Source organism: Bifidobacterium sp. ESL0825, assembly GCF_052606465.1.
On sequence record NZ_CP199589.1, the window covers coordinates 902,749 to 915,190 of the forward strand.

The following is a 12,442-nucleotide window of genomic DNA, read 5'->3' on the forward strand; positions in this document are numbered from 1 at the left end:
TCGATTGGGGGATTTTTTTGACTCCTCTGGAGTAAAGGGCAGGTGCTCAGAGACCGTATTCCTTGGCGATCACCGACCAGAGCGCCTGAGCGGCTTTATCCACACTGTCGTTGACTATGACCTGATCGAACTGATCCTCTGAGGCCAGCTCCACCTTGGCGGTCTCCAGCCTTCGGGCCCGCTGCTCCTCATTCTCGGTTCCCCGCATGTTCAGCCTGGTGACCAGATCCTGGAATGATGGCGGCGCCAGGAAGACGTAAAACACTTCCAGACCCAGCTCTCCCGCCCGTTGGCGGACACGATGCGCCCCCTGCAGGTCGATCTCCAGAATGGTGGGCACCCCTGCTGCCAGATGGTCCAGGACCGGCTGCAGCGGGGTGCCATAGTGGGACATGCCATGGACCAGGGCGGTCTCCAGAAAATCTCCGGCTGCCTCCCTGTGGGCAAACTCCTGCTCGTCCATGAACCAGTAGGTGATGCCGTTCTTTTCGCCCGGACGCGGAGCGCGGGTGGTGGCCGAGACGGAGACCCAGACCTCCGGGTGGGCATGACGCAGGGCCGCCTCCACAGTGCCCTTGCCAACTGCCGTGGGACCCGTCAACACAATCAACCGGCCGCCCGTCTCCCCCGGCCCCCCGGTCTGTGCTCCCGAAGAGTCCTGACTCGACATGTCGGCACCGTTGATCGCTGACACGGCCACTTCCTTTCCTTAAAGGTCACCCTCCGGCCTAGCCGGACCGGAACATGGGTCAATCATATAGCGAGCACCTACCTGGCCTTCTCCAGCTCCAGCAGCCGGGCCGCGTGCTCCTGTATGCTCATGACCTCGTAGTCGTCCTTTTTAACCACATCAATGGCCATCAGAGCGGCTGAGAATTCGGTGATGGTAGTGAACTGCGGCAGATCGGCGGCAATGGCGGCAACTCGGATCAGATAGCCGTCGGAGCGCGAACCCCTTGAGCTAGGCGTGTTGAGGATCATGTCAATGGCCCCATCCTCAATCAATTGGACAGGATTTCGGCCCATATGCCTTACTCCGTCGGCATCTGTGAAGGCCTGACCCGGCTCTTCAGCATCGCTGATCTTGTCGACAACGGCCACATCAAAACCGTACCGACGCAGGACAGAGGCCGTGCCACGGGTGGCGCAGATGCTGAAGCCCTGCTCCAGTAGACGCGCTGCCAGCATGGGCAGCTGCCGCTTGTCCGCGTCATTGACCGACAGGAAGACGACCCCGCTGGTGGGCAGACCTCCCTGGTAGGCGGCCAGCTGGCTTTTGGCGAAGGCGTGGGGGAAGTCCCGATCGAAGCCCATGACCTCTCCTGTGGAACGCATCTCCGGGCCCAGCAGAATGTCCACGGTACGACCCACTGGAGTGCGGAAGCGCTTGAAGGGCAGGACGGACTCCTTGACCGCCACAGGCTGGCCGACACGGACCATGCCGCCGTCGCCGACAGGCAGGAGCAGGCCATTGGCTCGTTGCTGTGCGATGGATTCCCCCACCATGATCCGCGCCGCGGCCTTGGCCAGCGCCGTACCCGTGGCCTTGGAGGCGAAGGGGACGGTCCGGGATGCGCGGGGGTTGGCCTCGATCACATAGAGGGTGTTGGCCATGAAGGCATACTGAACATTGATCAGCCCCCTGACCCCGCATCCTTGGGCTATTGCCAGGGTTGCCTGCCGCAGCCGGTTGATCTGGTCGTCGGAGAGAGTCGACGGCGGCAGGGTGCAGGCGGCATCACCGGAGTGGACTCCGGCCTCTTCCACATGCTCCATGATCCCGCCGATGTAGAGCTCCTGCCCGTCATAGAGGGCATCCACGTCGATCTCGATGGCGTCCTGAAGGAACTTGTCAATCAACAGGGGCGAGGGCAGACGGCCAGAGACCACCGTATCGGCCTTGGCCTCCTCCAGGGCGCGATCCACGTAGGTGCCCAGCTGCTGGTCGTCATAGACGATCTCCATGCCTCGTCCGCCCAGCACGTAGGAGGGCCTGACCAGAACCGGGTAGCCAATGGCATGTGCCGCATCTCTGGCCTCATCCAGGGAAAGAGCAGTGCCGTACCGGGGGGCGTTCAAATGCTCCTTGCTGAGCACCTGGCCGAAGAGTTCGCGGTTCTCGGCCAGGTCGATGGACTCGGGACTGGTTCCCAGAATGGGCACCCCGGCCGCTTTGAGCCTGGCTGCTAGCGACAGGGGTGTCTGACCGCCCAGCTGGACGATGACCCCCTTGACCGGTCCCATGGCCTTCTCAGCCCGGTAGATCTCCAGAACGTCCTCGAAGGTCAGCGGCTCGAAGTAGAGCCTGTCCGACATGTCATAGTCGGTGGAGACCGTCTCGGGATTGCAGTTGACCATGATGGTGTCATAGTCCTTGCCCAGCTCCTGGACGGCGTGCACGCAGGTGTAGTCAAACTCCACCCCCTGGCCTATCCGGTTGGGGCCCGAGCCCAGGATGATGACTGCCTCGCGTTGGCGGGGTCGCAGCTCGGACTCGTCGGCATAGCAGGAGTAGTAGTAGGGCGTGACGGCATCGAACTCGGCTGCGCAGGTGTCCACAGTCTTGTAGACAGGATGAAGACCGAAGGCCCAGCGAAGCTCCCTGACGACTGCCTCGCCTTGGTCGCCCATACCGCGCAGGTGAGCGATCTGCAGGTCGCTCAGCCCCGATTGCTTGGCCCGGCGCAGCAGGTCCTCATCCAGGACTTCGGACTGGCGCACCTGAAGGGCCAACTCGTTGATCATGCTGATCTGCTCCAGGAACCAGGGATCGATTCTGGTGGCCTGGTGAACCTGCTCCACGGTAGCTCCGCCCCAGAAGGCCCGCTGAATCTGCAGGTAGCGGTGCTCGGTGGGAGTGTGCATGGCCTCCAGCAGCTGGTCGGTCTCGGCCTGGTCGGGCCGGGGGCCATCCCAGGAGAAGGTCATGTGCCGCTTATCGATGGAGCGCATGGCCTTGCCCAGGGACTCGCGGAAATTGCCAGCCAGGGCCATGGCCTCGCCCACGGACTTCATCGAGGTGGTCAGGGTCGTATCCGCCCCGGGGAATTTCTCGAAGGTGAAACGCGGAATTTTGGTGACCACATAGTCGATGGTTGGTTCGAAGGAGGCAGGCGTTGAGCGGGTGATGTCGTTCTCGATCTCATCCAGGGTGTATCCCAGGGCCAACTTGACTGCGATCTTGGCGATGGGAAAGCCGGTGGCTTTGGAAGCCAGAGCCGAGGAGCGTGAAACACGCGGATTCATTTCGATGACGATGATCCGGCCGTTCTCCGGGTTGACGGCGAACTGGATATTGCAGCCGCCCGTGTCCACCCCCACGCCGCGAATGATGGCGATGCCGATGTCACGCATCCGCTGATACTCCCGGTCGGTCAGAGTGAAGACCGGAGCCACAGTGATGGAGTCCCCGGTGTGCACGCCTACCGGATCCACATTCTCAATGGGGCAGACCACGACCACATTGTCCAGGCGATCGCGCATAAGCTCCAGCTCATATTCCTTCCACCCCTCAATGCCTTCCTCCAGAAGGATCTCATCAGTGGGCGAATAGTGGATGCCTGCACCGGCGATCCGCCTCAGCTCCTCGCGATCATGGGCGATTCCAGAGCCCAGGCCGCCCATGGTGAAGGAAGGACGAACGACCAGGGGGTAGCCGAGTTCGGCGGCTACTGCTTCGGCCTCATCCAGGCTGTGGGCGATGCGGGACTTGGCCGACTCGGCACCGGCCTGGTCCACCACCTGCTTGAAGAGCTCGCGGTCCTCTCCCCTGTCGATGGCCTCCAGGGAAGCGCCGATCAGCTCAACCCCGTAGCGTTCCAGCACGCCAGCCTTGCCCAGCTCCACGGCAGCGTTCAGAGCAGTCTGGCCGCCCAGGGTGGGCAGCAGCGCATCCGGCCGCTCCTTGGCAATGATCCGTTCCAGGAAGGGCAGGGCGATAGGCTCAATGTAGGTAGCATCGGCCATCTCAGGGTCCGTCATAATGGTGGCGGGATTGGAATTGACCAGGATGACGCGAATCCCTTCTTCGCGCAGCACCCGGCAGGCCTGGGTCCCCGAATAGTCGAACTCGGCCGCTTGCCCAATGACGATGGGCCCCGAGCCGATGACCATGACCGAATGGATGTCCTGCCGCTTAGGCATGTGCCTTCCCTCCCTTGGCGTCCTGCATCAACATGACGAACCTGTCGAACAGATAGGAAGCATCGTGCGGACCAGCCGCCGCCTCCGGATGATATTGAACGGAGAATGCTGGAATATCCAGGCACTCCAGACCCTCGACCACTCCGTCGTTCAGATCGACATGAGAGACCCGGACACGACCATACCGGCCTTCGCCATAGGGCGAGGGCACCGGGTCTCCCTTGGGCGCCTTGACTGCGAATCCGTGATTATGGGCAGTAATCTCAACCTTGCCGGTACTGAGATCCTTGACAGGCTGATTGATGCCGCGATGGCCAAATTTTAGCTTATAGGTCTCGAAGCCCAAGGCACGGCCCAGAAGCTGGTTGCCTAGGCAAATGCCGAAGAATGGCAGTCCGGCATCCAGGACCTGTCTGAGGAGCGACACCTCCTCGTCTGCGGTTGATGGATCGCCTGGACCGTTAGAGAAGAAAACTCCATCAGGTCCCAGGGCCTGTATCTGCTCAATAGTGGTATCCACGGGAAGTACGTGGACCCTACAGCCGCGCTCAGCCAATCTGTGAGGGGTCATGGACTTGATCCCCAGATCCACCGCTGCCACTGTACAAACAGGCTCTTTCCCCTCATGGTCTCCGGCTGGTTCGACGATATAGGACCTGTCCGTGCTGACCTCGCCGGTCAGGTGGGATCCACTCATCTGGGGAGCCGAACGGACCTGGTCAAGGAGTTCCTGCATGGTTCTGGGCCTGCCGCCGCCGTTGAGCATTGGGTCCGGGCCTGAAAAAATACCGGCCCGCATGACACCTGCAGAACGCAAGTGTCGCACGAGCCGGCGAGTGTCTATGTCGCTGATACCGACGATGCCCTGATCGACCAGCTGGTCATGGAGACTGCCTCGGGCCCGCCAGTTGCTGAAGTCGGGGCTGGGTTCCCGGACTACATACCCTGCCACCCAGATCCTGTCCGACTCCCCGTCCTGGTCATTGACACCGGTATTACCTATGTGGGGGAAGGTCTGCACAACGATCTGCCGAGCATAGCTGGGATCCGTCAGGGTTTCCTGATACCCCGTCATCCCGGTCGAGAAAACAATTTCACCTATGGTAGTGCCCACCGCTCCGAAGGCTCTCCCCAGATACACTTCCCCATCCTCAAGGATGAGCAAGGCCCTATTGGAGAAACGGCTATCGGAGGTGATGATGTTGGTGTCTTTCAGGTTCACCGAACCCCCTTGATTACCGCGGATATTCGCACCCATATTAATGACTCCTATGGATCATGTCGAACGGATTGTTCAAAGAACGGTTGAGCAGCTCTTGCCGCAAGCCCAGCTGATCTCCCGGTCTGAATATGGCAAAAGGCCGACCCGATGCCCTGACAGCCAGCGGACATCGGTCGGCCTTTACACAGATCATTGCTCAGTTGCCTGACGGGTGATCCGCGTCCGGGGCCAGTTCCTCCGGCATGGTCAGTTTCAGCTGGTCCAGACTAGGGGCGGACTGATCGGAACCCCCATCTTCAGGTCTGCTCGTTGCCGATTCAGAATCGCTGTCAGCATGGACATCCCCAGAGGAGACAGACTCTGCGGATGCGACCTGCGCTTTTGCCTTATCTGATTCATCATCCGAAACGTCCGCATCGGCCTCGGCATCAGCCAGGGCAGCGATCCTACCGGCTTGCTCACGACGAGCTTGATGGTCATTCTTCTCCTGCTCCAGAGCACTCAGAACGCCGTGAATGAAGGCGGGGGCATCAGCATCCGACAGGGTCTTGGCCAGGGACAGGGCCTCATCAATGGCCACCTTGTCTGGAACCTCGGAGTTGTAGAGCATCTCCCAGGCGGCAATACGCAGAATATTGCGGTCAATGGCATGCATGCGGCTCAACGGCCATCGGGTGGAATGGGCCTGCAGAGCCTCATCGATATCTCGACGGTGCTCTGCCACACCCTCAACGATGGTCACCGCATAAGCAGGCAGTGGTGTCTGCGCCCCCGGCCGAGCCTTGCGCTCCTCCAGCAGGGAGAGAAAATCCTGGCTCTTCTCATCGGCCTCATACAGGGTGTTCAAGGCCCGCTTGCGGGCTGTGGAACGTGCCATGGATGTGTGGTTTCCGCCTTGCTCAGTTCTCGCGGCCCAGGTAGGAGCCGTCGCGGGTGTCCACCTTGACCTTCTCGCCCTCGCCCACGAAGAGGGGCACCTGGATCTCCGCCCCGGTCTCCACAGTGGCAGGCTTCGTGCCGGCGTTGGAGCGGTTGCCCTGGACGCCCGGTTCGGTTGCAGTTACGGTCAGCACAACTGATGCAGGCAGCTCCACTGATAGGGGGTTGCCATCATGGAAGCTGATGATGCAGTCGGTGCCCTCAAGCAGGAAGCGTTCCTGATCGCCAACCAGGGTCTCGGGAATGTTGACCTGTTCGTAGGTGTTCATGTCCATGAAGACGAAGGAGTCGCCGTCCCGATAGGAGTACTGCATGGTCCGGTTGTCGACGGTCTCGAAGTCCATCTTCATGCCGGCGTTGAAGGTGCGGTCCACGATCTTGCCTGAGAGGACGTCCTTGATGGTCGTGCGCACGAAGGCCGGCCCCTTGCCCGGCTTGACGTGCTGGAACTTGATGACGGTCCAAAGCTTGCCGTCCAGGTTGATGACCGATCCGTTCTTGATGTCGTTGGAAGTCTGTGCCACCTTGATACCACCTCATTCTGATGAACGTTCCTTCGGAGGGCTCCTGGCCATCTGCCGAAAGCACCGGGCCACACAGGATCCGGCCCGCTCGCGATAAATCCTCGCCTATTATGCCACGGCGCATGAACACCGCGGCTGGCCCAGCGGCGAGGCCGGCCGGATATGGGCGGAGCCCGGAATCACAGGAAGGATTCCGGGCCCCGTCATTGGATTGTGTCGGTAAGCGACAGGCAATCCTACTCGATGACCTTGGTGACTCGGCCTGAGCCAACCGTGTGGCCGCCTTCACGAACAGCGAAGGTCAGGCCCTCCTCCATGGCGACGGGCTGGATCAGCTCGACGGAGAAGGTGGCGTGATCGCCGGGCTGAACCATCTCCACGCCCTCGGGCAGGGTGATGACGCCGGTGACGTCGGTGGTCCGGAAGTAGAACTGCGGACGGTAGTTGGAGAAGAACGGCGAGTGGCGTCCACCCTCGTCCTTGGTCAGCACGTAGACCTCGCCCTCGAACTTGTGGTGAGGAGTAACGGTGCCGGGAGCAGCCACGACCTGGCCGCGCTCGACATCCTCACGGCCGATGCCGCGCAGCAGCAGACCGGTGTTGTCTCCAGCCTCGGCTTCGTCCATCTGCTTGTGGAAGGTCTCGATGGAGGTGACGGTGGTGGACTGGGTGTCCCGCAGGCCGACGATCTCCACGTTGGTGTTCACGGGCAGCTTGCCGCGCTCGACACGGCCGGTCACCACGGTGCCGCGGCCGGAGATGGTGAAGACATCCTCAATGGGCATCAGGAAGGGCTTGTCCAGGTCATGAACCGGAGTGGGGATGTAGTCGTCGACGGCATCCATGAGGTCCTTGATGGTCTGGACCCACTTGTCGTGGTCGGGGGCATCGTCATGCAGAGCGCCATAGGCGGAGGTGCGGATGACGGGGCAATCGCGGTCGAAGCCGTTCTCGTCCAGCAGATCGCGAACTTCCTCCTCGACCAGCTCGATCAGCTCTTCGTCGTCGACCATGTCGCACTTGTTCAGGGCGACCAGGATCTTCGGCACGCCGACCTGGCGGGCCAGCAGCACGTGCTCGCGAGTCTGGGCCATGGGGCCGTCAGTGGCGGCGACCACCAGGATGGCGCCATCCATCTGAGCAGCGCCGGTGATCATGTTCTTGACGAAGTCGGCGTGTCCAGGGCAGTCCACGTGGGCGTAATGGCGCTTGGCAGTCTGATACTCGATGTGCGCGATGTTGATGGTGATGCCGCGCTCCTTCTCCTCAGGAGCAGCATCGATCTGAGCGAAATCGTACTCGGGGTTGACGTCCGGGTACTCCTCATGCAGCACCTTTGAGATGGCCGCGGTCAGGGTGGTCTTGCCGTGATCGACGTGGCCGATGGTGCCAATGTTAACGTGCGGCTTGTTCCGCTCGTACTTTTCCTTTGCCATTGTGTTTTGTCCTCCTGGACGTCTCGTAGGTTGCCTGCACGAACCACGCACAGAGCACTCGCTACATATTACTGGGTTATCGGGTTCTTTGCCACTTTTGCCCTCCGCCCAGTCAGCGCTACAAGAGTGTAACGCCGACTTGTGACAGAAGAGCCTGTTGGCGGCGGTCCGCCGTGACGGCGGACCAGACCGGCATTACTCGCCCCGCTGGGCCTTGATGATCTCGTCGCTGACGGCCTTGGGGACCTCAGCATAGGAGTCCATCTGCATGGTGAACATGGCGCGTCCCTGGGTCTTGGACCGGAGGTCGCCGATGTAGCCAAACATCTCCGACAGGGGCACCTTGGCGTCGATGACCTTGACGCCGGTGGCGTCGGTCATGGACTGGATGGAGCCACGGCGGGAGTTGATGTCGCCCATGACGTCGCCCATGTACTCCTCGGGAGTACGGACCTCGACAGCCATGATGGGCTCGAGGATGACGGGCTTGGCCTTGGGAGCGGCCTCCTTGAAGCACATGGATCCGGCGATCTTGAAGGCCATCTCCGAAGAGTCGACCTCGTGGATCTGACCATCGGTCAGGGTCGCCTTGACGCCCACGACCGGGAAGCCTGCCAGCACGCCGGACTCCATGGCCTCCTGCACGCCAGCATCGACCGAGGGGATGAACTCCTTGGTGATGTGGCCGCCGGTGACCTTGTTCTCGAAGATGTAGGACTCGCCCTCGGAAGTGTCCAGGGGCTCGAAGTTCATGAGCACCTTGGCGAACTGGCCGGAACCGCCGGTCTGCTTCTTGTGGGTGTACTCCTGGTTCATGACGGGCTTGCGGATGGTCTCGCGGTAGGCGACCTGGGGCTTGCCCACGTTGCACTCCACATGGAACTCGCGGCGCATGCGGTCCACCAGGATGTCCAGCTGGAGCTCGCCCATGCCGGAGATCAGGGTCTGGCCGGACTCCTCGTCGGTCTTGACCTGGAAGGTGGGATCCTCCTCGGAGAGCTTCTGCAGGGCGATGCCCATCTTCTCCTGGTCGGCCTTGGTCTTGGGCTCCACGGCCACCTCGATCACAGGATCGGGGAAGGTCATGGATTCCAGCACCAGCGGCGCCTTCTCGTCGCACAGGGTGTCACCAGTGGTGACGTTCTTGAGCCCGACGAAGGCGTAGATGTTGCCGGCGATGGCCTCGTCGACCGGATTCTCCTTGTTGGAGTGCATCTGGAAGAGCTTGCCGACGCGCTCCTTCTTGTCCTTGGTGGAGTCCAGAACGGTTTCGCCCTGGGCCACCTTGCCGGAGTAGACACGCACGTAGATCAGCTTGCCGTAGAAGGGGTGGGTGGCCACCTTGAAGGCCAGAGCCGAGAAAGGCTCGTCCACGGTGGGCTTGCGATCGATCTCGACGGACTCGTCGCCGATCTTGTAGCCCTTGATGGCCGGCACATCCTCGGGGCTGGGCAGGTAGTCCACAACCGCATCCAGCATGGGCTGCACGCCCTTGTCCTTGAAGGCGGATCCGCAGAAGACCGGGAAGGCCGACTGCTCGATGGTCATCTTGCGCACAGCGGTGCGGATCTCCTGCTGGGAGATCTCCTCGCCGCCCAGGTACTTCTCGAGCAGGTCCTCGTCCGACTCGGCCACGGCCTCGAGCAGCTCGGTGTGGTACTGCTCGGCCTTGTCCTTGAGATCATCGGGGATGTCGATGGTCTCGTACTTGGCGCCCAGGTCGGCCTCGTCCTTCCAGTAGTAGGCCACCATGCGCACCAGGTCGACCACGCCGTGGAAGTCGCTTTCAGCGCCGATGGGCAGCTGCATGACCAGCGGCTTGACGCCCAGCTTGTCCTTGATGGTGTCCACCGAGTAGTAGAAGTCGGCGCCCAGCTTGTCCATCTTGTTGATGAAGCAGATGCGGGGCACGCCGTACTTGTCGGCCTGACGCCAGACGGTCTCGGACTGGGGCTCCACGCCCTCCTTGCCGTCGAACACCGCCACAGCGCCATCGAGCACACGCAGGGAGCGCTCCACCTCGGCGGTGAAGTCCACGTGGCCTGGGGTGTCGATGATGTTGATCTGGTAGCGGTCCTCAGGATCGTGGGACTGGCGGTTCCAGAAGGCCGTGATGGCGGCGGAGGTGATCGTGATGCCACGTTCCTTCTCCTGGTCCATCCAGTCCATGGTGGAGGCGCCGTCGTGGGTCTCGCCGATCTTGTAGTTGACGCCGGTGTAGTAGAGGATACGCTCGGTCGTCGTTGTCTTGCCGGCATCGATGTGGGCCATGATGCCGATGTTGCGGACCTTGGTCAGGTCCGTGAGCACGTCTTGTGCCATAATTCCTTGTTCTCGCTCTCTTGGGATTACCAGCGATAGTGGGCGAACGCCTTGTTGGCCTCGGCCATCTTGTGGGTGTCCTCGCGGCGCTTGACCGCGGCACCCAGGCCGTTGGAGGCATCAAGGATCTCGTTGGCCAGCCGCTCCGACATGGTCTTCTCACGACGGGCGCGGCTGTAATCGGTCAGCCACCGCAACGAGAGCGTATTGGCGCGGTTCGGCTTGACCTCGACGGGAACCTGGTAGGTGGCGCCGCCGACACGACGGCTGCGGACCTCCAGGCTGGGACGAATGTTGTCCAGGGCGCGCTTGAGCACGGCCACAGGCTCCTGGTCGGTCTTCTCCTTGACCTGCTCCAGAGCGGTGTAGACGATGTTCTCGGCGATGGACTTCTTGCCGTCCAGCAGGATCTTGTTGATCAGCTGGGCCACCACGGTGGAACCGTAGATGGGATCGGGCAGGAGCTGGTGCTTTTTGGCTGGTCCTTTGCGTGACATGTGTTACTTGGCCTTCTTTGCTCCGTACAGGGAACGGCCCTGCTTGCGATCCTTGACTCCCTGGGTATCCAGCGCACCGCGCACGATGTGGTAGCGCACGCCGGGCAGATCCTTGACACGTCCGCCGCGCACCAGCACGATGGAGTGCTCCTGCAGGTTGTGGCCCTCGCCGGGGATGTAGGCGGATACCTCGATGCCGGAGCTCAGACGGACACGGGCGACCTTCCGCAGAGCCGAATTCGGCTTCTTGGGGGTGGTGGTGTAGACACGGGTGCACACGCCGCGACGCAGCGGGCTGCCCTTGAGTGCCAAAGTCTTCGACTTGCGAGGCTTGGCCTTGCGCCCTTTGCGGACGAGCTGTTCAATTGTTGGCAACTGACTCTCTCCGATTCCTTCGATGAACTTGTCTTCGTTTGCACTGCGAGACCGCCGCACCGCAGCCGCAGTCGCTCCTAGGAGGAGAGATCAGCCACTGTCCACCGGCCCGATGGCCCCTGATCCTCCTGCCGGGCATTGCTGCCTGCATTCTTCGGATTCGGGGGATATCCCGACAAGCTCACCTGTAACATAAGGCATGCTGTCGGCACACACGATGAAAATTATATCACCGGGGCAGACACGGCCACGTCTAGCACTCGGAAGTATGCTCTGGGCTTTGCTCACTGTGATGCCGCGCTGGAACCGTCGATAGGAAGCCCCTTGCAAGAGACCTTTGTCTGGCTTTTGCATGCACCGCTCACAGATTCCAATAAAGGAACGGGCGCCCGCCTATAACAGCTTCCTAATATATAGGTGTCGGAAAAGACATAGCATATCTGTATCAGCAAATAGAGATGCCGGAACATCAATGCCTGCGTTCGGTCACGTAAGCGTCAGCGTGCGGGGATGCCCTGGGATTTGTGGGTGGCCTGGCCGGCCGTCTACTTGTTGTCCTTCTCAAGAGCATGGCGAATGTAGTCGCGCAGGATCAGGGCATGGTTGACGGCCGGATCCTTGGCCGCATAGACCAGTGTCGTCCGATCGTGTTCGCGCACAATGCTCAGCAGATCCCCCAAGGCGGGATTGTCATCCAGCTCGGTACGGTAGCGGCGGGCGAAATCCTCGAAACGGTCCGGATCATGGTGCCACCAGCGCCGCAGGTCCGGACTGGGAGCGACGTCTTTGAGCCAGCCGGACAGGGCTGCCCGCTCCTTGCTGACACCGCGTGGCCAGAGCCTGTCGACCAGGACGCGGATCCCGTCCTCGTCAGCGGCCTGCTCGTATACGCGCTTGATATCCACCTGACCCATCATCTGCCTCCTGAAACCAGGGACCCGAGTGATTCATGTCTCCTTGAACCATGATATTGACGGAATCGGC

At 61.4% G+C, this 12,442-nt stretch carries 10 protein-coding genes; all 10 read right to left on the bottom strand.

All coding sequences use genetic code 11. The features are described from left to right. Window positions 1–46: 46 nt before the first annotated feature. The 10 genes from gmk to ACUIAG_RS03900 all read right to left on the bottom strand — a co-directional run bounded on the left by gmk (window position 47) and on the right by ACUIAG_RS03900 (window position 12,372). Window positions 47–670 (bottom strand): guanylate kinase, encoded by a 624-nt coding sequence (gene gmk / locus ACUIAG_RS03855; protein ID WP_445340367.1) that lies wholly within the window; start codon window positions 668–670, stop codon window positions 47–49. 98 nt (window positions 671–768) lie between these two features. Next, complete coding sequence (gene carB / locus ACUIAG_RS03860; protein ID WP_445340241.1) at window positions 769–4,143, bottom strand: carbamoyl-phosphate synthase large subunit; 3,375 nt, start codon at window positions 4,141–4,143, stop codon at window positions 769–771. Beyond that, window positions 4,136–5,401 carry a glutamine-hydrolyzing carbamoyl-phosphate synthase small subunit gene (gene carA / locus ACUIAG_RS03865; RefSeq protein ID WP_231575792.1) on the bottom strand — a complete coding sequence of 422 codons (1,266 nt, stop codon included), beginning with the start codon at window positions 5,399–5,401 and terminating at the stop codon, window positions 4,136–4,138. Before carA ends, carB begins: the two co-directional genes overlap by 8 nt. A 160-nt stretch (window positions 5,402–5,561) precedes the next feature. After that, window positions 5,562–6,242 (bottom strand): transcription antitermination factor NusB, encoded by a 681-nt coding sequence (gene nusB / locus ACUIAG_RS03870; protein WP_445340242.1) that lies wholly within the window; start codon window positions 6,240–6,242, stop codon window positions 5,562–5,564. Window positions 6,243–6,264: 22 nt separating this feature from the next. Then, a complete protein-coding gene (gene efp, locus ACUIAG_RS03875; RefSeq protein WP_045924655.1) occupies window positions 6,265–6,828 on the bottom strand; it encodes an elongation factor P in 564 nt (187 codons plus the stop codon). Between the two features lie 236 nt (window positions 6,829–7,064). Continuing rightward, window positions 7,065–8,264, bottom strand: coding sequence for an elongation factor Tu (gene tuf / locus ACUIAG_RS03880; RefSeq protein WP_101432623.1), 1,200 nt, complete (start codon window positions 8,262–8,264; stop codon window positions 7,065–7,067). Window positions 8,265–8,459: 195 nt separating this feature from the next. After that, on the bottom strand, window positions 8,460–10,586 hold the full coding sequence (gene fusA / locus ACUIAG_RS03885; RefSeq protein ID WP_045924656.1) for an elongation factor G: 2,127 nt from the start codon (window positions 10,584–10,586) through the stop codon (window positions 8,460–8,462). Between the two features lie 26 nt (window positions 10,587–10,612). After that, window positions 10,613–11,083: a 30S ribosomal protein S7 gene (gene rpsG / locus ACUIAG_RS03890; protein ID WP_015022140.1), complete on the bottom strand. Its 471-nt coding sequence runs from the start codon at window positions 11,081–11,083 to the stop codon at window positions 10,613–10,615. 3 nt (window positions 11,084–11,086) lie between these two features. Then, window positions 11,087–11,458 (bottom strand): 30S ribosomal protein S12, encoded by a 372-nt coding sequence (gene rpsL / locus ACUIAG_RS03895; protein WP_015022141.1) that lies wholly within the window; start codon window positions 11,456–11,458, stop codon window positions 11,087–11,089. A gap of 545 nt (window positions 11,459–12,003) precedes the next feature. Beyond that, window positions 12,004–12,372 carry a DUF488 domain-containing protein gene (locus tag ACUIAG_RS03900; RefSeq protein WP_313838065.1) on the bottom strand — a complete coding sequence of 123 codons (369 nt, stop codon included), beginning with the start codon at window positions 12,370–12,372 and terminating at the stop codon, window positions 12,004–12,006. Between the last annotated feature and the right edge of the window lie 70 nt (window positions 12,373–12,442).